This is a genomic window from Thalassospira sp. MCCC 1A03138 (genome assembly GCF_002115785.1).
Lineage (GTDB): Bacteria > Pseudomonadota > Alphaproteobacteria > Rhodospirillales > Thalassospiraceae > Thalassospira.
In genome coordinates this window covers 18,042-40,578 of record NZ_JFJY01000008.1, presented here as the reverse complement: position 1 = coordinate 40,578, position 22,537 = coordinate 18,042, and the positions used below count along the sequence as shown (strand labels likewise).

The window sequence follows — 22,537 nt, the reverse complement described above, 5'->3', positions numbered from 1 at the left end:
TTTCAAACCTCCTTTGCGGCGCGCTGGATGGCGGCAATGATCCGGACATACGTGCCGCAGCGGCAGATATTGCCATCCATATGTTCGATGATTTCCTCGCGGGTGGGGTTGGGGGTGTTTTCAAGGAGGGTTGCTGCCTGCATGATCTGTCCTGACTGACAGTAACCGCATTGCGGCACCTGCTCGGCGATCCAGGCCTTCTGTAGCGGATGACTGGCATCCGGCGACAGGCCCTCGATGGTGGTGACTTCGCTGCCTTCCACGTCTTCAAGCCAGGTGACGCAGGAGCGTGTTGCTTCCCCGTCAATATGAACCGTGCATGCGCCGCATTGTGCGACACCGCAACCGAACTTGGTGCCCGTAAGTTTAAGGTGTTCACGTATGACCCATAGCAGTGGCGTATCTGGTGCTGCATCGACATCTACTGCACGTCCATTTAGCTTAAACGCTGTCATGGTTTATTCCTTTATGAGGGTTGGCTATCTGCGATAAGGCTGCCGGTAGAAAAACTGCCAGTTCAGGTCGAATGACTGGCAAAAAGAGCTGAGTGCACGCCTGCCAGTATCGAAAGAGCGATGCTTTCGGGAAGGCGTCCGCCAATAGGCAGTCCGGCGGGGCTTGCTACTGTGAACGGCAGATCACTGGTACGAATGCCTGCGTGCTGAAGGATATCGGCAAAGCGGTGTTTTGGGCCGAGTGCAGCCAGATAACGAAGTGGTGCATGGCTCAGAATTGCGAGTGCCCGAGCATCAATGGTGACGCTATGTGCCATCAGGATGGCGGCTTCGATCCTCTTGTCCTGCACATAGGTTGCGAGACTGTGATCAATGGTTCGAAGGATATTGGAAGCAGGCGGAAAATGTTCACGTCTTGCATTGGCGCTACGAGGATCAACGAGAGTTACCTGCCACCCCATTTCCAGAGCGATATTCACCACCGGGCGAGCATCGACACCGCCACCCACAACCAGTATGTGGGGTTCTGGCAAAACCGGCGTCACCAACCAGTCGCCATCTTCGTGATTTTCAATCCACGACGCCGACTGCCCGGATACATGGTCCGGTTCGAAGCGACTGATCACGTCGCCGATTTTCTGCCGGTAGAAACCGCTTTGACGTAGGGAAAGTGCTGTGTGAAGGCTGCTTAGGTCAAGGTCATTGGCGGGTATGACGGGCTGGAGCATTATATAGACCGTGCCGCCACATCCGATACCAAGCCTGAAAGACAAATCGTCCTCGTCACTGCCATCGTAGACAAGCATGACAGTTTGGCCGGTGACGATTGCCTTGCGGGCATTCCGGGCAATGTCGGCCTGAATACAGCCACCACTGAGCAGCCCGAATTGCTGACCTTTTCCATTTATCAGCATCATTGTCCCGGCCTTGCTGTAGGCGGAGCCTTCGGTACGATAAACGGTACCGAGGACCCATTCGGTTTCGTCCCTGTGCTGTCGCCATAGGGCCAGTAAAGCGGAAAGTTGATTGCTCATGGCTTGCTCTTGCTTCCCACAAAGGAATGCTGTCCGGGTGACAGTTGGGGGACTTGATAGACATCACCCGGACAACGCAGCCTTGTTCGGGATCACGACCGTCAGAGCGTGGTTCAACTCGACATGATGCAATCCGGCTTCAGGCATCTCTTCAACACGTAGCAGCTTGTCAGCTTGGCTTTTCTGCTATGAAAAAGACTATGTCCGGACTTGGGAGAGCTTTCCATAAGTCAGCGTATGGAGTTTGTTCGCCAGCGTATGAAACAGGGTGAACCGGTTAACATCCACCAGTTCGGGACATCATTGCCGGTTGAGCCGCCCGATGTTATCGGGCGTGAAAGGGCATGCCTGCTTTTACAACGAGCCATTGTAAAAGCAGGGTTGGTGGGGGTGCAGGTCCCGGTTATTCGATCAGGATGGCGCGGAAGTCGTTCACGTTGGTCAGCGTCGGGCCGGTGATCAGGAGATCGTCGATTTTGGCGAATGCGCTATAGGCGTCGTTATTGGCCAGATATTCCCGCAGATCGATACCGGCTGAAATCGCCTTTTGCCAGCTTGTCGGGTCGATGATGGCACCGGCGTTATCTTCGCTGCCGTCAATACCGTCGGTATCAATCGCAAGCGCGCTGAACCCGGCGTGATCGCGGAACTGGATCAGGAGGGAGAGCAGAAATTCGCTGTTGCGGCCACCACGGCCCCCCTTGGCGCGGACCGTGACGGTTGTTTCCCCGCCCGATAGCAGCACGCAGGGTCTGGCGGCGGGTTGGCCGTGACTGGCGACCTGATGGGCGATCCCGGCATGGACGATGGCGACCTCGCGGGCTTCGCCTTCGATGGCATCGCCCAGAATGACCGGATTGATGCCAAGGTCGCGGGCGACTTTGGCTGCGGCCTCCAGACTGTCCTGCGGGCGTGACAGCATGATCACTTCATGCCCGTCAAGGCACTTGTCGCCCGGTTTGACGGTTTCATGGATGTCGTTATTTAGAAGTTCGGTCGCGGCGAGCGGGATTTCGATCCGGTAACGGCGGATGATATCAAGCGCATCCTGCCCGGTTGTCGGATCGGCAACCGTGGGACCGGATGCGATGATCGCCGGATCGTCGCCCGGCACATCGGATACCAGATAGGTCACCATGCGTGCGGGGGCACAGGCGGCGGCCAGCCTGCCGCCCTTGATCGCGGACAGGTGTTTGCGCACACAGTTCATTTCGGAAATGGTTGCACCGCTATGAAGCAGGGCCTTGCTGATTGCCTGTTTGTCTTCGAGTGTCAGGCCCGGACCGGGCAGGGCCAGCAGGGCCGATCCGCCGCCCGAAATCATGCAGACCACCAGATCATCGGGACCAGCGGATTTGACGATATCGAGAATACGCTGGGCGGCCTTTTGCCCGGCGGCATCGGGGACCGGGTGGGAGGCTTCGACAATTTCGATTTTCTCGCACGGGACGGCATGACCATAGCGGGTGACGACCAGACCGGAAATATCGCCATCCCATGCCTTTTCAAACGCCTGCGCCATATTGGCCGATGCCTTGCCCGCACCGATGACGATGGTTTTGCCCTTGGGCTTTGTCGGCAGGTTGCGCGGAATCTGGACCGCAGGATCGGCGGCCTTAAGGGCGGCATCCATCAACTGCAAAAGCGTGTCGCGCGATGTCGTCATGTCTGGTTTCCCTGAATGGTCGTATTTTTATCGTTCTTGTAATTGTCTTTGTATTTGCGGCTCAGTTCGGTTTGTTCACCGCGGCCAGTTTGAAATATTCGATGACCGCCTGCAAATGTTCGGACATGGCTTTTTCCGAGGCGTCCGGGTCGCGGGCGGCGATGGCTTCGACAATCGCATAATGATGTTCCTGCACCATCCGGTCAAAGGACGGGCCGGACAGATTGTTAAAGCGGATTTCGGTCAGGGCGGCCTGCAGGACATCGTGCAGCATTTTCATGACGTGGTAATAGATGATTGATCCGCTGGCACGGCCGATCATCATATGCAGGCGATGGTCATCATCGGCACGGTATTTTGGCGCGCGACGCGGATCGTGAGCCTGCCGGTAGGCGATGCGCAGAAGTTCGATATCCTCGTCACTGGCATTGATGGCAGCCCGACGTGCGGCCCATGTTTCGAGCGTGCAGCGGATTTCCTGCAGGTCGCGCAGATTGTTAAGCGAGTCCCGGACAAGATCGGTCATCGCGGTATCCATTTCGACGCCGGTCGAAGACAGGACTTCGGTACCGCCCCCCTGAACCGCGCGCAGGTAACCACGGGTTTTAAGCTTTTGCAGGGCGGCACGGACCGAAACGCGGCTGACTTTCATGTCCTCGGCAAGCTGTCGTTCGCCCGGCAGACGGTCACCGGGCAGGAACATGCCCGCAGTGATCATGTCGAGAAGCTTGTCGGCAACCTGATCGGCAATCCTTTTGGGCCGGTTGGCATCAACCGTGTCCGAAGACGGTACAGGTTTGACAGGCGGCATGTTCTGAACACTCCAGCAGCGACTGTACTCCAGCCGACAAACGCGTTTGGTTTTATTGGTCATACCACTTTACGGGATGTTTGGCGTTGCTGCAAAGTGTCCGTTGAACTGTTGTAAAAGGGACGTGCGGGCGACCTTGTCAGTCCTGCAATAAATTGATAGTTCAACAGGGTCCGATGTGCCGGTTCGTGCCGGTTCCGGAGCCGAAAATTTCAAGCTGCCCCAATTTCAGGAGAATTCGCGTGAGCCACCATACCGGGTCGCTGCTGGGCCATGATGATCCCGCACCGTTTGAGGTTTTGAACGAGAACGGCAAGGGGCATTCGCTTTTTGTCTGTGACCATGCTTCGCGCGAAATCCCCAAAAGCCTTGGTACGCTGGGCCTGCCGGAAGAAGAACGCAAACGCCATATCGGTTGGGATATCGGGGCGCGCAAGGTGACCGAAATTCTGGTTGAACGGTTTGATTGCCCGGCGGTTTTGGGCGGATTTTCGCGGCTGGTGATTGATTGCAACCGGCAGCTTTGGGACCCGACCGGAATGCCCGAAATCGCCGATCAGACGGTGGTGCCGGGCAATAAAAACGTTTCCCCTTCTGATCATATGAAACGCATCCGCGAGATTTTCCTGCCCTATCACGGGGCCATCGAGGAACGGATTGCCAATTTCCACGCGCATAAAATCGTCCCGGCCCTGATCGCCATTCACAGCTTTACCCCGGTGTTTCAGGGATTTGAACGCCCGTGGGAGATCGGCGTGCTTTGGGATCAGGATGACCGTATTCCCGTACCGTTGCTGGCAAAACTTCGTGAACAGAATCCCGATCTGACGATTGGTGATAACGAACCCTATTCCGGGCAGCATATGGCCGATTACACCATCGATCATCACGGCGAAGCCGGTGGGCTGCCCTGTGTGTCGATTGAAATCCGCCAGGATCTGATTGATACTGATGCGGGATGTGAGAAATGGGCCAAAATCCTTGGCGATGCGTTTGTCGACATCCTGGCCGACCCGAACCTTTATAAAATCAGGAGAGACTGATTTGGCGGTGTCCCATTCGCGCGAACCGGGCTTTTCCATCGGGATCGAGGAAGAATTCTGGCTGGTGGACCGCGAAAGTCGCGATCTGGCGACGGACCCGGCAGCGGATTTTCTGAAAGACTGCAAGGCCGAACTGGGCGATCAGGTATCAAGCGAGTTCATGCGATGCCAGGTCGAAACCGGCACCAAGGTTTGCAACAGTGCGGCCGAGGCCCGCGACCAGTTGACGCATATGCGCAGCACGGTTGCCGATATTGCCGCACGTTATGACATGGCATTGCTGGCGGCATCGACCCATCCGTTTGCGCAATGGGACAGCCAGAAACACACCGAGGGCGAGCGTTACAGCACGATTGCGCGGGACCTTCGCACGGTTGTTGACCGGCTTCTGATTTGCGGCATGCATGTGCATGTCGGGATCGAGGATGACGACCTGCGGATCGAACTGATGGCGCAGGCGAGCTATTTTCTGCCGCATCTTCTGGCACTGACGACCAGTTCGCCGTTCTGGCGGGGGCGTGATACCGGGCTTCAGACCTTCCGGCTTTCGGTGTTTGATAACCTGCCGCGTACCGGTTTGCCCGAAGTGTTCGGATCGTGGGCGGAATATCGCCGTCATGTCGATATGCTGATCCAGGCCGGGGTGATCGAGGATGGCACCAAGCTTTGGTGGGATTTGCGCCCCAGTGATCGTTGGCCGACGCTTGAAATGCGGATTGCCGATGTCTGTACCGATCTGGAAGACGCGATCTGTGTGGCGTCGATCACGCGATGCCTGATGCGGATGCTGTATCGTTTGCGGCGTAATAACCAGCGCTGGCGGATTTATTCGAACATGCTGGTACGTGAAAACCGCTGGCGGGCGTGCCGGTATGGCAGCGACGCCGGGGATAAAACCGGGCTGATCGATTTTGGCCGGGCGGAGATCGTGCCCTATGCCGATCTGCTGGAAGAAATCATCGAACTGATCCGCCCGGATGCCGAGCATTTCGGCTGTGTCGCGGAAGTCGAACATGCGCGCACCATTATCAAACGCGGCACAAGCGCACGCCGCCAGCGCGAGATTTATACCGATGCGGTGGAAAACGGGGCCAGCCCGCGTGATGCGTTGCTTGCGGTGGCCGATCACCTGATTGCGCATACGGTGCCCGGCGAAAAATCGGCAGTTTGAAAGCTGTCTGAAATTTGCCGGGCGAACGGGTCTTGTCATGGCAAAGCGCATTGAGTATCGTCGCGCCGCATTGAAATTCAGCGCACCGGTTTCCGCTGCGCAAACATGATCGGAGAATATCAGGAATGACCGAAGTCGGTGGAATCGCAGCCGATCAGCTTGCGAGCTATGTCGAACGCATTGAACGCCTTGAAGAAGAAAAAGCCAACCTGATGGCTGATATCAAGGAAGTTTACGGTGAAGCCAAGGCGCTTGGTTACGACGTGAAAATCCTGCGCCAGATTATCCGTCTGCGCAAAATGGAAGATCACGAACGCACCGAACAGGAAGAAATCCTTGAGGTCTACAAACGTGCGCTTGGCATGAGCTGATCTGCTTTGTCAGGAGTGTCGCGCCAAGACGCAAAGTCCGCTTTCGAGCGGGCTTTTGTTTTTGTATCCTGTGGCGATGAATGACCGCAATCGCCCTCAAATCACAAGCGAAGTCACAGAAGGCGTTTGCCGTCTTTTGTATCATCATCGCATGGCGTGCCTGACCGAGCTTAGGCTTGGCAACGGGCGGAGGCTTGACGTTCTGGCCCTTGGGGAAAAGGGTGATCTTTGGGCGGTTGAGGTAAAATCATCGGTCGAGGATTTTCGCGTTGATCAGAAGTGGGAAAGCTATCTTGATTATTGCGACCGGTTTTTCTTTGCCGTGCCGATGGAATTTCCGCGTGACCTGATCCCGGTCGATGTCGGATTGATCGTCGCCGACCGGTTCGAGGCGGCCATTGTCCGCCCCGCGCCGGCGCCGGACCGGAAACTGTCAGCAGCGCGCAGAAAGAAATTACTGATTTCATTCGGAAGGACGGCAGCAGGCCGGATGACTCCGGAAGCGGACAGTGAAATCTTCGTTCTGTAAATAATTAAAAACTAAATTAGAGAACGATATAAATCTGTGAATGTATAAGTCTTTGCTATGTAATACTTATACGATACCCCGATAGGAAACGGATACCTTAGGGTAGTATTTCTTGTCTCATTTTTGAACTAATATCCTAACAAACATGTCACTTGGTTGCGCTAGTGGTCGCTGACTACACTCTGCCGCGCGGTCAGGTGATAGAAGAAAATATCCCTGGAAACGATCAAGATCGGTTTATGCCGCGGAAACCTGTATGACGGGGTGCATTTTTGCGCGCCTGTCGGATCGTGGGGGTACGATGGCGGGGATGGGACGTGCTGCGAGAGCGGCTGCAAGCCTTGGGCTTGTATCGGGGGATGGCATCGGGGCGCGGGGGCGTTACATCCGGTATGCCGGTCCGAACTTTATCCGGTGCGGAACTGCGCACCTGCTTGTGGCCATTCACGCCCGGCATGTCTTCAGATTTTCAATAAAAACAAACAATCGGCATTTGCTGCGCACGCATTTCGCATCTGGTGAAATGGGGCCGGTGAATGATCGTTGTGTCGCCAATGAGCTGGTTAAGGGACATCGCAAAAACAAGGGTGACACCATAGTCACCATCTTCCGGGAAGCTGTTGGGGCAGTTGCCTGATATCCTTGTAGTTACAATTGGTTAGAACGTTACAGAATGAAAACTTTCGTCAATCTGAATATCGGTACCAAGTTGGCGGTCCTGCCGCTGATCGGGGTTATCGCCATTGCCATTGTGGGCGTCATCGGGGGACGCGCGATCGTATCACTTAGCAACGGTCTGGAATTTGCCGTTTCGGAGGCCTATCCGGAGGTCCGCGATATCGGCAATATCGACCGTAATGTCACCAAGGTTCATCAGACGGTTTATCGCCTGCTGTCATGGTCGGCCGCAGGCGTTGACGAAGACCGCATGAGCAGCGTGAATGCGGAATTGCAGTCACAGATTACGGCGGCGCGCGATGCCTTTACCCAGATGCTGGGTGATCAGAACCTGCCGGGGCCGGAACGCGAGATCGCGGAAGGTGCGGCCAAGCTTTACGAAGATTACCTTGCCAAGATCGATCAGGTTCTGGGGATGCTTGATATCGAGTATACCGGGGCGCTGAGTTTTTCATGGTCGGCACAGTCGGATTACGAAAGCCTGATGGCGACATTGGCCGAGCTTCGTGAAACGGCGGAAAGCCGTATGGATGTTGCCAGTTCGGATGCGATGGCAGCCGGCATGGCAGCCCAGAATCAGACAATCATTGCATCGGTTGTCGCCGTCCTTGCGATGGTGCTGATCAGTTTTGCCATCACGCGCGTGATCGGCGTGCCGGTCAAACGGTTGACGGCGGTGATGCGCGAACTTGCCGATGGTCGGGCCGATATCGATGTGCCCTTTACCGGGCGGACCGATGAAATGGGCAGCATGGCAGGCGCGGTTGAAATTTTCCGCCAGAATGCGCAAAGCCTTCAGGAAGCCGAACGCACCCGTCTTGAGGACGAGGCAAAGGCCGCCGAGGAAAAGCGCCAGATCATGCAGGAACTGGCGGCCGAGATCGAAACATCGGTCAAGGGTACGGCAACTGCGGTCAGTGCCGCGATCGAGCAGATCGGTGCATCGGCCACGGCGATGCTGACCAATGCCGAACGCACCGATCAGCAAAGCGAGAATGCCTATGATGCGTCGGGCAAATCCAGCCGCAATATGGGCGAGATTTCCGAAGCGGCCAACAGCCTTGCCGCCGCGATTTCCCAGATCAGCAATGAAATCCAGGAAAGCAGCCGCCGCGCACAGGCGGCAAGCGAGCAGGCACTGGATGCGGATGCCAAAATCCGCAAGCTTGAAGAAGCCAGTGTCCGGATCGAGGATGTGGCGGCACTGATTGGCAATATTGCTGAGCAGACCAACCTTCTGGCACTTAACGCGACGATTGAATCGGCCCGTGCCGGGGATGCCGGAAAGGGCTTTGCGGTTGTGGCCAACGAGGTCAAGAACCTTGCCAGCCAGACGGCACGGTCGACCGAGGAAATCGCATCCGAAATCGCCAATGTCCGTACCGAAACCGTTCTTGCGGTCGAGGCGATCCAGACGATTGTTGCCAGTGTCAATGACGTCAACGGTATCCTTAAAGCCATCGCCGATGCGGTGCTGGAGCAGGGGACGGCCACCGGCCAGATCAGCAACAGCATTTCCGAAGCCGCCGGTTACGCCGAAACCGTATCGGGCGGGATTGGCGATGTGCGTGAAATCGCCCGTGCCACCCGCGAGTCCGCGGATTCCGTCGGGCAGGCAACCGGCGAGCTTGGTCGCCAGATGACCGGTCTGAGTTCTTCCGTGGACGGGCTTGTCGCCCGTTTGCGGGCGGTCTGATCCATTTTCCATTTTACTTCCAACAGGTTCATCAAAGGGGATTACCTGATGAAAACACTTATGCGTCTTTTTGTATCTGCCGTGACCGCACTTTGCCTGACCACCGGCCTTGCACAGGCCCAGGACAAGGCGGCAACCGCACAGGGGCTGGTTGATAAGGCCATCGCACTCTACGATCAGGTCGGACAGGACCAGTCCTTTGCCGCGTTCAATGACAAGGACGGCGAATATGTTTTTGACGAATATTATGTGATTGTCGCCGACGGCGAAAAGGGCACGTTCCTGACCCATGCGATCAATCCGAAGCTGATCAACAATCCGAAAATCTGGGATCTTCAGGATGTGAACAGCAATTTCATCATTCGCGACATGGTGGAAACCGGCAAGACGAACCCGGATGGCGGCTGGTCCAACTATACCTGGACCCACCCGGAAACCAAGAAACTTGCCGAAAAGAAAACCTGGGTAAAGCCGCATGACGGCAAAATCTTTATGGTCGGTTATTACGAATAATCGGTGCCGAATCGTGGAATTACAGAAGGTCGCCCACGTGGCGGCCTTCTTTATTTATGATCTTGGCAATCATGGAAGTATATTTTTTCCTGTGACGGTCATCACATAAATAGTGAAATAAAAGTTACGAAGCATTTTACTGGTATAGATATTTGGGATGTCACACTATTCGATAGTCTATATTTGTTCCAAACTTTCATAAGTTTGATGTCGAATGGTAAATTATCTTAAATATTGAATAGGTTATAATCGTTCTTAGCTTCATAGGTCCGCGCAAGACGGGCCGATATCTCCTGGGTGGAAGCGCTGGCAACTGCGGCGTTATTCCAACGCAGCGTTCGGGTGTTCAGTCGTTTAACGACAAATGAGTGGGAGATAGCTGTGAGAAAAATCAAGCGGGCGATCTTTTTGTCCGGCGGTGGACCTGCCGTCGGATTAAGTATCGGGGTTCTGAAACGACTTCAGCAGGAACCCGATATCACGTTCGATATCTGGTCATCTGCCTGCATCGGTGCGTGGCTTTCGGTGGCCTGGCATCAGGCGGACGAAGGACAGGAACTTGATCAGACGATCGGGTTTTTCCGCAAGATATTCCGCCCGGCAAGCGTTTATGAACGCTTTCCAATTGCATCGGCCTTTGCGCCGGATTTCTTTTCCGATTTCGCCAACCGGCTTTCCTATTTCTTTAACCCGGGCAGCTATCAGGGGCTGATCGTCCCCGAAGCCATCGGTGAGGCCGCCGAGCATGTCCGCCATTTCATGGGCAATCCGAAATACTGGACGCCCCATAACCTTAACGATGTGCTGTTGAACGGTATTCTGGCGGTCAATCCGCTGTCGCGCTTCATGATCGGTGCGATGTACCAGACCAAGACCAAGGGATTGGCGAAAATATATTCGCCCGACAGCATGTTCCTGGATCGGCTTGATTTCGACCGGTTGTATCAGCCCGATAAACCGGCCCTTTTCCACAATGCCTATAACCTGACACAGCAGCGGTTAGAGCTGTTTACCAACAAGCCCGATCATTACAATCTGCCGCAGATGAATGCGCAGACGCTGTGTGCCTGTTCGGCCCTGCCGTTTATCGAGGAACCGGTTGAAATAAACGGCGATACCTATTGCGAGGGGGCGACGGTTGATACGGTCAATTTCTTTGACTTCCTGCACCATCATCCCGATGTCGAGGAAGTCTGGGTCAGCCGTATTCTGGACCTTAAGCAGGTGCGTCAGCCGGAAAATCTTTATGACGCGCTGAATAACCTGATCATGCTGTTTGCCGCATCGGCAAGCGAGGATGCCGTCAAGGCCTTCAAGCGTGAAGTCGCCGAAAGCGGGCGCAAGATCGACATCATCGAAATCCCGGTTTCACCCCATATCAATTACGACTGGACGTGGGAGAACCTTGATCGCGGGATTGATGACGGCTATCAGGCGACCGATGACATGATTGCAAGTTACCGCAGCCGGCAGCTTCGCGAACATCCGGTGCGTGATCTGCGCCGTCGCGCGGCACGGGTTCTGCCCGATCTGCATTTCCCGCTGGGCGGGCCACGGCCGCGACTGGCGTAACATCAACATAAAAAAGGGGCCGCTGATCATGCGGCCCCTTTGATTTTTGCCAGATTTTTGGAAGGCCGCGTTATTCCGCAGCTTTCAGATGTTCCGGCGGGTTGCGGAACTGTTCCAGCAGTTCGGCCTCGCGGGTTTTGACCTTGTCGATATTGCCATCCTTGATATGGCCATAACCACGGATCTGTTCGGGCAGGGCCAGAAGGGCATTTGCAATCCGGGCATTGTCATGGTTAAGGCCAGTGATGACCTCGTTCACCAGTGCCTCGTAATCGGCGATCAATTGACGTTCCATTTTGCGCTCATGGGTACGACCGAACGGATCTAGTGCCGTGCCGCGCAGGAACTTGAATTTCGCAAGAATGCCAAAGGCACTCATCATCCAGGGGCCAAAGGCCTGCTTTTTCAGGTGGCCGGTTTCCGGGTCCCTGTCTGCAAGGGCCGGTGGGGCCAGATGGAACCGGATTTTGTAATCGCCGGTGAAGTTCTTGGCGAGTTTGGCCCTGAAGGCCGGATCGGTATAAAGACGGGCGACTTCATACTCGTCCTTGTAGGCGAGCAGTTTGAAGTAATATTTCGCCACCGTCCGGGCCAGATCATCACCGCCATCAAGGCGTTTTTCAGCCGCCGCGACCCTGTCGACCAGTGCGACAAACCGGTTGGCATAGGATGCGTTCTGATAATCGGTCAGGAAGGCCTTGCGTTTGGCAACCATGTCGGAAAGCGTGGTGGCAATCGGGTGTGCCTCCGCCTCGTTCGGGCCGATGACATCAAGCACGCGTTTCGGATCATGGGCAAACAGGCGGCCCCAATAGAAGGACTGTTTGTTCATATCAATCGCGACACCGTTGAGATCAATCGCCTGCATCAGGGCTTCTTCGGTGATCGGGATCAGACCGCGTTGCCATGCGACACCCAGCATGAACAGGTTGGTGGCAATCGAATTGCCCATCAGGCGGGTGGCGATATCACTGCCTTCGACGAAATTCACCGCATCCGTGCCACAGGCATCGGATATGACCTTCATATGCTCGTTCGATTTCAGCTGGAAATCGGGGTTGCGGGTAAAGGCACCGGTGACGGTTTCGTGGGTGTTGATCACGGCCTGGGTAAAGTTGCGGCGCATCTTGGCAAGGCCTTCGAAGCTTGCCGCGACCAGAAGATCACAGCCCAGCACCACATTGGCCTCGCCCGCCGGAATGCGTGCGGCATGGAGTTTTTCCTGCGTATCGGCAAAACGGATGTGGCTTACGACCGCACCGCCTTTTTGCGCCAAGCCCGCCATATCAAGGCCGACAATGCCCTTGCCCTCGATATGGGCGGCCATGCCAAGCAGGGCCCCGATGGTCACGACACCCGTGCCGCCAACACCCGTGATCAGAACCGACCACGGATCGGTGATATCGGGCAGGGGCGGGCGCGGCAGGCTGGCGAAGATGGCATCGCCTGCATTACCGCTTTTGGCGGCGGCTTCGGGTTTGCGCAGCGATCCACCTTCGATGGTGACAAAGCTTGGGCAGAAGCCATTCAGGCAGGAGAAATCCTTGTTACAGGCCGACTGGTCAATGGCGCGCTTGCGGCCAAATTCGGTTTCGACCGGCACAACCGCAAGACAGTTGGATTTTTCACCGCAATCGCCGCAGCCCTCGCACACCAGATCATTGATGAAGACCCGTTTGGGCGGATCGACCATCAGTTTGCGTTTGCGACGACGGCGTTTTTCGGCGGCACAGGTCTGATCAAAGATCAGGATGGTCACACCTTCGATTTCACGCAGTTCTTTCTGGGTGTTTTCCAGTTCGTCGCGATGGCGGATATCAACACCATCGGCGAAATGCGATGCGACCGGATATTTATCGGGTTCATCGGATAGAACGATGATGCGTTTCACGCCTTCATCGGCCATCTGACGGGTGATTTGCGGTACGGTCAGCGGACCGTCAACCGGCTGGCCCCCGGTCATGGCGACCGCATCGTTAAACAGGATTTTATAGGTGATGTTGACACCGGCCGCGACGGCGGCGCGCACCGCAAGCGACCCGGAATGGTAATAGGTGCCATCGCCAAGGTTCTGGAAAACGTGCTTTTCATTGGTGAACGGGGCCTGCCCGATCCAGGTGACACCTTCGCCGCCCATATGGGTAAAGGTTTCGGTCGAACGGTCCATCCAGTTGACCATGTAATGGCACCCGATCCCGGCCATGGCGCGGCTGCCTTCGGGCACCTTGGTCGAGCTGTTATGCGGGCAACCCGGACAGAACCACGGAATGCGCGCGACATCCGGGCGCGGTTCGGCGATTTCGCGTTCTTTCTGTTCCAGCCAGTCGATGCGTTCGTGGATTTTCGGGCTGTCATAGAAACGCTTGATGCGCTGTGCCAGCACAACGGCGATACGCGCCGGGGTCAGTTCATCCATCGAGGGCAGAATCCATTCGCCCTTTTCATCGAATTTGCCGATCACGGTCGGGCGGACATCTTCGCGCCAGTTATAAAGCTGTTCCTTGACCTGATTTTCCATCACCGCGCGTTTTTCCTCGACGACGATGATTTCCTCAAGCCCCATGGCAAATTCGCGCACATCGTCGCGGTTGAGCGGCCAGCTCATACCGACCTTCAGCACACGAATACCGATCTTGGCGGCATCGGCCTCGGATATGCCAAGGTCATCAAATGCCTGCATGACATCGAGATATGCCTTGCCGGTCGTAATGATGCCAAGCCGTGCATTCGGGCTGTCGATGACGGTTTTGTTCAGCTTGTTGGCGCGCGCATAGGCAAGGGCGGCATAGAGCTTGTATTTCATCAGGCGGTGTTCCTGATCCTTTGGCGTGTCGGGCCAACGGATATGGAGCCCGCCTTCGGGCATGTCGAAATTATCGGGGATGACCGGCGTGATGCGATCGGGCGCGACATCGACCGCGGCCGAACTTTCAACCGTTTCGGCGATGGTTTTCATCGCAACCCAGCAGCCGGAATAGCGGCTCATGGCCCAGCCATGGATCCCGAAATCAAGGATATCCTGAACCCCCGACGGGTTCAGAACCGGGATTTGCGCATCGATAAAGGCATATTCGGTCTGATGGGGCAGGGTGGATGATTTGCAGGAATGGTCATCACCGGCCAGAACCAGAACGCCGCCATGTTTGGACGTACCGGCATAGTTGGCGTGTTTGAAAACATCGCCCGACCGGTCAACACCCGGCCCCTTGCCATACCACATGCCAAAGACGCCATCATATTTGGCGTCCTTGTACATATTGACCTGCTGGCTGCCCCAGACGACGGTGGCGGCAAGGTCTTCGTTCACACCGGCCTGAAATTCGATCTGCTGTCGGGTCAGGAATTTTTTGGCGCGCCAAAGCTGCTGATCAAGGCCGCCCAGTGGTGACCCGCGATAACCGGAAATACATCCGGCAGTGTTCAGGCCTGCGCGCGCGTCAAGCTGGCGCTGCATCAGGGGCAATCGAACCAACGCCTGGATACCGGTCAAATAGACCCGGCCTTCTTCAAGCGTATATTTGTCATCAAGGCTAATTGCCGCCAATTGTGCCATGACCAGTCTCCCTCGGGATCTCTCTCTGATTGCGGGGTCGTGTGGGCCAGTTGCGCTGCTTTTATTGATATAAGTTTACGCGCAGCGTTTTGGTATGGCCCGTAAAATTCTCTTTGCTGTCATTGGCGTTCCGGTTTTGGCGTTTGGTCGGGACGGATCGCTGTCTGACAGGATAATGGTAATGAATGCTGACCTTTTTTCAAATCAACTCGCATTGCAATGTGCAAAACGCTTGATTGCATAGGTTGACGTTGGGTCAACTTAATATTTACTTATTCCGGTACCGATTTACGCGCAATTTTATTGCGAGTGTGCTGCGATGCGTCGTAGATGGAGTTCCGAACAACAATGTCTAATATCAATAGAGTCGGATAAATTTTCACGTGAAAGTACGAGGGGGATATATGGAGCCAAACATAGTAACGGCCAGTTCGGTTCTTGGGGCAGTTATTGGCGCGGCTAGCACACAACTGTTCTTACTTGTAAAAGAGGATTTAGCTTATAGGCGTCGGCAAGTAAGGGCGATAAATGGCGCTCTCGCCGCTTCGGCAGCCGTATGCGATTCCGTTCTCCAATTAAAAGTTCAGCATCTGAATAAAATTCAATCTTTTATAAGCAGAGAAAACGAAAAACTTGATGAACTCTTAGAAAGAAGTGAAATAAATGGTGATGTGGATCAAATTCATATAGAGCTTGAATATATTAATCTTCCGCGTATTTCTCCGCCAATCGAAGAATTATCCGCGATCCTTCATAAGGATTTGGACGCATCAGGAAGTATGCTTTTATATTTCTATGCGATTGTTAGAGCTTTCAAGGTATTGGAAGCCACGCTAGAGAACTATAACAACCTGATTGACGGGTGGATTAGCAACCAATCCAACGACCATGAAGATTCGGCGTATCGTTTTTTAGGCAGACATTTGCAATCCGGCTATACGGACACCCGGCACGTAGATTTTGTTCAGCAGATGGAAATAGCTGTAATTAGTTGTGCAGCTTACTCATACTTGCTTGTAGAGGAGCTATCGCAAAAAGGTAACCGGCTAAAAAATTCGTTCTTTTTTCGGAAACCCAAAATTAATTCTCTAGATTTTGCTGTCTACCGGCGATCGGGTGATTTTCCAGAAGAGGAATATATATCAAACTTGCGCCAACATTAGCATTTTCTGTGGGGAGGGTTTAATGGATCAACGTGTATCGCTGATTACACTTGGTGTTGCGGACCTTGACCGGTCGCGGCGGTTTTACGAAGACGGGCTTGGCTGGAAAGTCACCCAGATGGTCGAGGGACAGGTGGTTTTCTATCAGCTGTCCAACGGACTTGCGCTTGGCCTGTTTGGCCGGGACGACCTGATCAAGGACGGGCAGTTTGAGGATGATACCGGTGCCCGTTTTGCCGGTCTGACGATTGCCTATAACACGCGCGACGAGGCCGAGGTCGATGCGGTGATGGCAGAGGCGAAAAAAGCCGGTGCCGTCATTCAGAAACCGGCGGAAAAGGTCTTCTGGGGCGGGTATTCGGGATACTTCCGCGATCCGGACGGGCATGCCTGGGAAGTGGCGTATAACCCGTTCTGGGAACTCGATGCCAACGGCAACCTGACAATCCCGCAGCCGGAATGATTTTTGACTGCGCCACTAAAAAAGGCCCTGCTGATAATCAGCAGGGCCTTTTGTTTTAGCTGGCTTTATCTTTGCGCAGATGGGTCAGGAAATGGATCAGCCCACCGGCCAGCAATCCCCAGAACGCCCCGGCAACCCCGAAAAAGGATAGACCGGCGGCGGTGACAAGGAAGGTTACGGCGGCGGCTTCGCGGGCGTCTTCATCCTTGAAGGCGGCAACCACCGATCCGGAAAACGCCCCGATCAGGGCAAGGCCTGCGACCGCTTCGATCAGGATTGAGGGGGCGAGACTGACAAAGGCAGTGACAAGCCCGGCCAGCAAGCCGAACAGGATGTAAAACACCCCGCCAAAGGCCGCGGCCCAATACCGTTTTTTCGGATCGGGATGGGCGTCTTCGCCCGCGCACAGGGCGGCAATGATGGCAGCAAGGTTGACGGCATGCCCGCCAAAGGGGGCGGCAAGTAACGAGAAAAAGCCGGTGGTTGCAAAAAGCGGGCCGGGCGGGGTGTCGTAATTATTGGCGCGCAGGACGGCCGTGCCGGGAATGTTTTGCGATGCCATGGTGACGATAAACAGCGGCAGGGCAATGCCGACCAGACCGGCCAATGTGAATTCCGGCATGACGAATTCGACCGGCGGCACAATGGCACCGCCAAGGCTGCCAAGCGTGTTTTCGGGAAATTCGACGCCGACGACCATGACAATGATAAAGGCCAGCAAGGCCGCAGGCACGGCAAACAGGCGGTTGATCCGCCCGACCACCAGCCAGGCAATGACAATCGGCAGGCCAAGAAGCGGATTGAAGGCAACCGCCTTGATCGGTGCCAGACACAGGCCCAGCAACACACCGGCCAGCATGGCATTGGCAAGCGGGGCGGGGATGGCGGCAACCGCACGGCCCAACGGCTTCCAGATGCCGCAGATGATGATCAGGATCGCGCAAACAATAAATGCCCCGACGGCCACGGCAAAACCGCCGTCAATCGCGCCGGATGTTGCCAGCAAGGCCGCACCGGGGGTGGACCATGCGATGCTGATCGGCATGCGGGTGCGTAGCGACAGATAGATCGAGCACAGCCCCATGGCGACCGATAGCGCCATCAGGCCCGATGCCGCCTGATCGGGCGTTGCACCGACGGCACCAAGCCCCTGAAGGACGACGGCAAAGGAACTTGCCGATCCGACGAAGGCGGCAAGAATACCCATGAACAGATTTTGGGGCGAGATATCGCGCAGCATGGTGGCTCCGTCAAACAGGTAAAACGGATGGATGGGAAATGCGGTGGCAGCGCAGTGAATTTAGTGGCATGGCGCGATACAGACCAGAAAAAAGAAGCCCCTCAGGCATTTGCCGGGGGCTTCTTTGGTAGAAGGTTATTCAGGGCAGGTGACAATAGCGGCAGGGATAGTGATCAAAGCATGTCGCGTTTGGTGTGCGGGTTTGCCACCTCGTGGGTGCCGATCAGTTTGGCCTGATGTCGGGCAAGGATGTCTTTGGCGCGGTTTTCCTTTGTTTCGTCGGGTGTCTGTACCCAAAGCAATAAACCACCATGATCCAGTTCATCCTGCAATTCGCCGGAATATCGTTTGCCGATCATGGCCGCGACCACACCGCCCGCCGCGGCACCAACGCCGCCCGCACCGACAATGGCCGCGATGGTCAGGGCAATCGGACCGCCTGCGGCAATCATGACGCCAGCAGCGCCAAAGGCAGCGGCATACATGGGGGCGCCCACCAGCACGCCCTCGGCATTGCCAATCGGGGTGGGCGCGGTATAGGCGAGCGGGGGCATGTCGGGATCGTTATCGATATCTTCGACCTTGCGATAGATATGGCCCAGTTTGTCTTCGATGGTGCGTTCGGTCGCAAGCAGGCTTAGATCGGAATGTTTGAAACCGGCTTCTTCCAGATCCTCTGCGGTTTTTTGCAGGGCGGGAAGGTCATCAAAAACACCAACGGTTTCGTTTCGGGTCCTGAGGATGGACATTTGTGGCCTCCTTTTTATTGAAAGGCTCCCTAAAGCCACCAACGTGCCGGTGTGGTTCTTGGTTCCGAATTTTTCCCGATCCAGTGAAATGCGCCAGAAATGACAACGGCACCCACTAGGGGTGCCGTTGGTGATCTTTATGATGCCGGTCTTACCGTTCGGTAATCTTGAATTCGATACGACGGTTGCGGCGATAGGCGATTTCGTCGTCGCGGTTATCAAGCGGCTGGTATTCGCCAAAGCCCGCAGCAACCAGCCGGTTTGGCGGAACGCCGCGTTCGATCAGGAATTTGACCACCGAAATGGCACGTGCCGCCGACAGTTCCCAGTTCGATGCGAATTTCAGGTTACGGATCGGAACTTTATCCGTGTGGCCATCAACACGCATGACCCAGTCAATATCGTCGGGGATTTCGGCCGAAATGGTTTTCAGCGTATCGCCAAGCTTTGCCAGCTGTTCCTGACCGTCTTCGCCAAGATCGGCGGAGCCGGATGTGAACAGGACTTCGGACTGGAAGACAAAGCGGTCGCCAACCACGCGGATATCCTGACGGTCGCCCAGAACTTCGCGCAGGCGGCCAAAGAATTCCGAACGATAGCGCTGCAATTCGGCAACCTTGGTGGCAAGGGCGGCATTCAGGCGTTGTCCAAGATTGACGATCTGGGCCTGTTTGTCTTCGTTTTCGCGTTCGGAGACTTCGAGGGCTGCTTCGATTTTCTGAAGCTGCTGGCGCAGGGCCAGCATTTGCTGATTGAGGGCGGCGACCTGAGCCTGTGCCTCGGTGCTGAGCTTTTTCTCGTCTTCAAGTTCGGCTGCGCGCGAGGCCAGCAGTGCGGAAAGTTCTGCGATGCGGCTTTCCTGATCGGCCATCTGTTCGTCGGCTTTTTCGCGTGCGGTGCTAAGCTCGGCCTCTTTTTCCTCAAGATTGGCAAGCGCTGCGAGAAGTTTCTTTTCCATCTCGTCAGCGGACAATTCGGCGGCGGAAAGCTGGCTTGCGAGGGCGGCAGCGCGGTCACGCAAATCGTCGCGCTGGTCACTGGTATTGGAAAGCTCGGTCGTGAGCTGTGTCAGTTCGAGTTCCATGCGCTGATTGTTGGTGCGTTCGAGCGACAAGAGATTGGTCAGCTCGTTCACCTGTGCGGTCAGGTCGCTAAGCGCCTGATCACGCCCCGAAAGGGCCGCGCCCAGATAGACCTGCGCGACGACGAAAATCATCAGCAGGAAAATGATCACCATCAACAGGGTGGCCAAGGCATCAACAAAGCCAGGCCAGGTGTTGACGTCGCGATTTCGGCGGCGTGACAACCCGGTCATGCGATCAACCCTCCTCGGCGATCGCGGCGATGGTACGGGCCAGAAGCTTGATCTCGCTTCTGATTTCCTGGGTCGATTGCTGACGGCCCATGGTCAGTTCTTCGCCAACGCGGGCAAGGGTGTTATCGAGGGACCGGATATGGGCGCGGGTATTGTCATCAATGCCGAAGCTTCCGACTTTCATCGAATCGGAAAGCTGATCAAGCACGGGTTTCAGATGCATCTGGTTTTCCGCCAGCTTGACCATAAGCTGCTGTTCGGCCTTCATCTGATCGGTCAGGGTCGAGAGTTTGTCGGCCAGATCGATCAGGGTGTTATGCGATTTGATCTGCGAGCTTTCGGAGCGCTGGATCGAGTTTTGCAACCCTTCCATATTATCCGCCATCTGTTCGATCAGGGCAGAAAGATAGGCCGGAACTGACTGTTCCCCATCCGAAACCGGACCGCCCGAAGACAGGCGGGTGAAGCCCGAAAGCCATTCTTCAAGTTCGTTAAAGAAGCGGTTCTGAGCCTGACCGGCCTGCATGTCGATCAGGCCAAGGGCCAGCGATCCGGCAAGACCGAAGAGCGAGGACGAAAACGCCGTTCCCATGCCGCCAAGCGGCTCGGCAAGGCCCTGTTTCAGTTCGTTGAACCACAGATCGATATTCTGGCCCGAACCAACATTGACGTCACCGATGACATTGGCAACCGAGTTGACGGTCTGAAGCAGGCCCCAGAAGGTGCCAAGCAGGCCAAGGAACACGAGAAGGCCAACCACATAGCGCGACAGTTCGCGGCTTTCATCCAGACGCGAGCGGATCGAGTCCAGAATGGTGCGGGTCGCCATGGTCGAAAGTTGCGGACGGTCGCGGCGCTGTTCGGCCATCATGCGGGCCATCGGCAGCAACAGTTTCGGCGGGACCTGCGACGTCAGGCCCGGACGGTTGCGACGGAAATCTTCGATCCAGGTGACTTCGGCCGACAGGCCAGCAACCATGCGGAACGTATAGATCACACCGACAACAAACACGCCAAGGATCAAACCGTTCAGAACGGCGTTGGCCATGAACGCATCGGAAAGTGCCGGAAACAGCAAGGCACCGACGGCGGCGATGATAGCGATGAAAATCCCCATCCGCGTCAGGTAGCTTCCCGGTTTGGTCACGACAGGAAGGGTTGCCATGCCGTTGGCCGAATTATTGCTCATGACGGATCAATCCTAGCGTTGAACGGTTTTGATATCGACACGATCAGCCGGACCGGACGGCACATTGGCGCCCAGCGCACGGACATCGATGCGCGTGGACCGCACACCTTTGTCGATCAGGTAGGAACGGACCTGCAGCGCACGCGAAAGCGACAGACGGCGTGCCTTGCTGGCGTTGTTGGAATCACCTTCGGCATAGGCCTGAAGCTGGATGCGCATGTTTTCATCGCTGCCCATGTTCTTGACGATGCTGTCAAGTTGGGTGCGGGCGGCGTTGTTCAGCTCGAAACTGCCGGAACCGAAGGCAAGGCTGTATTCACCGGCACCAGATGGTGCGGATGCAACCGGGTCCTTGGCCGCAGGCGGAACAGCCGCGGTTTCCGCAGCCGGTTTCGGTGCGGGTGCAGGTGTGCTTGGCGCCGATGCAACAGGTGCGGGTGCCGGTGCAGGAGGCGTGGAGGGTTCATTACTTGAACGCTGTTCCAGCATTTCCTGCGGAGAGGTTGTGGTATCAGGTGCCGGGCTTGGTGCCTCTGGGACGTTTGATTTGTTCGGTACAACCGGCTCAGGTGCGGGCGGCGGTGGTGCCTGTTTGGTTTCCTCGGCCGGAAGCGGCGGGGCTTTTGGTGGTTCGACCTCGGCCGGTTTGGTTTCGACTTTCGGGGCCGGTTCGGCCTTGGGGGCCTCGGCCATTTCCGCAACTGGCGCGGGGGCCGGTTTTGGTGCCGGGGTCGGTTTGCCTAGCGGGACCGGTGCGCTGCCGCTGGCTGCCTGTGCGGCGGCCGGGCTGGCCGGTTTGGCGCGTGGTGCGGCGGTGGGTTGGGGCCGGTTAAGGGCGATCACCTGATTTGCGCCATCATCGTAGGACGGGCTGGTGGTGACACCGGGAACGCCGTAAAACTGCGATTGTGTCGGGATGTCGTTGCTGCCCGAACCGTCGATGACAATGGTTTCAAATCCGTCGCCATAGGTTGCTCCACCGGTATCCTGCGCAAAGCGGTCGGCGGCAAGGAATTCTGAATGCGGGCGGGTTTCAGGATAGATCAGGTCGCTGCCGGCAATCGAAATATGGTCACGCGGAACCGAGGGTGAAAGATAGTTCGGTACGGTCGGTTGTCCGCCAAACCCGTCGGCAACATCCCAGTTTACCTGTACGTTGCTGTCAACGGATACGGGGGTGTATTGCTGTGCGGATGCGCCGCCACTGACAACCACGTTACCGCCCAGTGCGGCCATGAATGCCAGCACCGAAATCTTGGAATACCCCATCATCAAATCGCAGGCCCCTTGTTACCCTGTGTTTGAACACGTTTTTTTATAACGCAC

The 22,537-nt window shown here is 56.0% G+C and carries 20 protein-coding genes; 10 read left to right on the top strand and 10 right to left on the bottom strand.

The genetic code is table 11. The features are described 5' to 3' along the window. Window positions 1-2: 2 nt before the first annotated feature. From TH468_RS16065 to TH468_RS16050, 4 genes are all read right to left on the bottom strand, one after another. Window positions 3-455, bottom strand: a complete 453-nt coding sequence (locus tag TH468_RS16065; RefSeq protein WP_085645632.1) for a (2Fe-2S)-binding protein — start codon at window positions 453-455, stop codon at window positions 3-5. 62 nt (window positions 456-517) lie between these two features. Next, the gene (locus TH468_RS16060) at window positions 518-1,489 is read right to left on the bottom strand and encodes an XdhC family protein (RefSeq protein ID WP_085645631.1); all 972 of its coding nucleotides are present in this window, start codon (window positions 1,487-1,489) and stop codon (window positions 518-520) included. 403 nt (window positions 1,490-1,892) lie between these two features. Next, complete coding sequence (locus TH468_RS16055; RefSeq protein ID WP_085645630.1) at window positions 1,893-3,155, bottom strand: glycerate kinase; 1,263 nt, start codon at window positions 3,153-3,155, stop codon at window positions 1,893-1,895. A gap of 61 nt (window positions 3,156-3,216) precedes the next feature. Beyond that, window positions 3,217-3,966, bottom strand: coding sequence for a FadR/GntR family transcriptional regulator (locus TH468_RS16050; protein ID WP_062952497.1), 750 nt, complete (start codon window positions 3,964-3,966; stop codon window positions 3,217-3,219). Between the two features lie 242 nt (window positions 3,967-4,208). Here TH468_RS16050 and TH468_RS16045 point away from each other — a divergent pair, with 242 nt between their 5' ends. The 8 genes from TH468_RS16045 to TH468_RS16010 all read left to right on the top strand — a co-directional run bounded on the left by TH468_RS16045 (window position 4,209) and on the right by TH468_RS16010 (window position 11,539). Next, window positions 4,209-5,009: an N-formylglutamate amidohydrolase gene (locus TH468_RS16045; RefSeq protein ID WP_085645629.1), complete on the top strand. Its 801-nt coding sequence runs from the start codon at window positions 4,209-4,211 to the stop codon at window positions 5,007-5,009. A gap of 1 nt (window position 5,010) precedes the next feature. Continuing rightward, complete coding sequence (locus TH468_RS16040; RefSeq protein WP_085645628.1) at window positions 5,011-6,180, top strand: carboxylate-amine ligase; 1,170 nt, start codon at window positions 5,011-5,013, stop codon at window positions 6,178-6,180. A gap of 125 nt (window positions 6,181-6,305) precedes the next feature. Beyond that, window positions 6,306-6,551 (top strand): DUF2312 domain-containing protein, encoded by a 246-nt coding sequence (locus TH468_RS16035; RefSeq protein WP_007090950.1) that lies wholly within the window; start codon window positions 6,306-6,308, stop codon window positions 6,549-6,551. Window positions 6,552-6,606: 55 nt separating this feature from the next. Beyond that, window positions 6,607-7,080 carry an MmcB family DNA repair protein gene (locus TH468_RS16030; protein ID WP_246832362.1) on the top strand — a complete coding sequence of 158 codons (474 nt, stop codon included), beginning with the start codon at window positions 6,607-6,609 and terminating at the stop codon, window positions 7,078-7,080. Between the two features lie 256 nt (window positions 7,081-7,336). Beyond that, window positions 7,337-7,717, top strand: coding sequence for a hypothetical protein (locus TH468_RS16025; protein ID WP_085645626.1), 381 nt, complete (start codon window positions 7,337-7,339; stop codon window positions 7,715-7,717). Window positions 7,718-7,753: 36 nt separating this feature from the next. Continuing rightward, window positions 7,754-9,454 carry a methyl-accepting chemotaxis protein gene (locus TH468_RS16020; protein WP_085645625.1) on the top strand — a complete coding sequence of 567 codons (1,701 nt, stop codon included), beginning with the start codon at window positions 7,754-7,756 and terminating at the stop codon, window positions 9,452-9,454. A 48-nt stretch (window positions 9,455-9,502) separates the two neighbouring features. After that, window positions 9,503-9,967 (top strand): cache domain-containing protein, encoded by a 465-nt coding sequence (locus TH468_RS16015; RefSeq protein WP_085645624.1) that lies wholly within the window; start codon window positions 9,503-9,505, stop codon window positions 9,965-9,967. A gap of 381 nt (window positions 9,968-10,348) precedes the next feature. Next, on the top strand, window positions 10,349-11,539 hold the full coding sequence (locus tag TH468_RS16010; RefSeq protein ID WP_085645623.1) for a patatin-like phospholipase family protein: 1,191 nt from the start codon (window positions 10,349-10,351) through the stop codon (window positions 11,537-11,539). A gap of 70 nt (window positions 11,540-11,609) precedes the next feature. On the opposite strand, the gene TH468_RS16005 is transcribed toward TH468_RS16010, so the two are convergent. Next, complete coding sequence (locus tag TH468_RS16005) at window positions 11,610-15,092, bottom strand: indolepyruvate ferredoxin oxidoreductase family protein (RefSeq protein WP_085645622.1); 3,483 nt, start codon at window positions 15,090-15,092, stop codon at window positions 11,610-11,612. A gap of 404 nt (window positions 15,093-15,496) precedes the next feature. On the opposite strand from TH468_RS16005, the gene TH468_RS16000 reads away from it, so the two are divergent. Then, the gene (locus TH468_RS16000) at window positions 15,497-16,255 is read left to right on the top strand and encodes a hypothetical protein (RefSeq protein ID WP_085645621.1); all 759 of its coding nucleotides are present in this window, start codon (window positions 15,497-15,499) and stop codon (window positions 16,253-16,255) included. A gap of 22 nt (window positions 16,256-16,277) precedes the next feature. Next, window positions 16,278-16,718 (top strand): VOC family protein, encoded by a 441-nt coding sequence (locus tag TH468_RS15995; RefSeq protein WP_085645620.1) that lies wholly within the window; start codon window positions 16,278-16,280, stop codon window positions 16,716-16,718. A 55-nt stretch (window positions 16,719-16,773) separates the two neighbouring features. Here the strand turns inward: TH468_RS15995 and TH468_RS15990 are convergent, their stop codons facing one another. The 5 genes from TH468_RS15990 to TH468_RS15970 all read right to left on the bottom strand — a co-directional run bounded on the left by TH468_RS15990 (window position 16,774) and on the right by TH468_RS15970 (window position 22,483). Continuing rightward, window positions 16,774-17,958 (bottom strand): benzoate/H(+) symporter BenE family transporter, encoded by a 1,185-nt coding sequence (locus TH468_RS15990; protein WP_085645619.1) that lies wholly within the window; start codon window positions 17,956-17,958, stop codon window positions 16,774-16,776. 173 nt (window positions 17,959-18,131) lie between these two features. Beyond that, on the bottom strand, window positions 18,132-18,707 hold the full coding sequence (locus TH468_RS15985) for a hypothetical protein (RefSeq protein ID WP_085645618.1): 576 nt from the start codon (window positions 18,705-18,707) through the stop codon (window positions 18,132-18,134). 151 nt (window positions 18,708-18,858) lie between these two features. After that, entirely contained in the window at window positions 18,859-20,022 is a 1,164-nt protein-coding gene (locus TH468_RS15980; RefSeq protein ID WP_085645617.1) for a peptidoglycan -binding protein, read from the bottom strand. Window positions 20,023-20,026: 4 nt separating this feature from the next. After that, complete coding sequence (locus tag TH468_RS15975) at window positions 20,027-21,211, bottom strand: flagellar motor protein MotA (protein WP_085645616.1); 1,185 nt, start codon at window positions 21,209-21,211, stop codon at window positions 20,027-20,029. A 12-nt stretch (window positions 21,212-21,223) separates the two neighbouring features. Further along, window positions 21,224-22,483 carry an OmpA family protein gene (locus TH468_RS15970; RefSeq protein ID WP_085645615.1) on the bottom strand — a complete coding sequence of 420 codons (1,260 nt, stop codon included), beginning with the start codon at window positions 22,481-22,483 and terminating at the stop codon, window positions 21,224-21,226. Window positions 22,484-22,537: the final 54 nt, after the last annotated feature.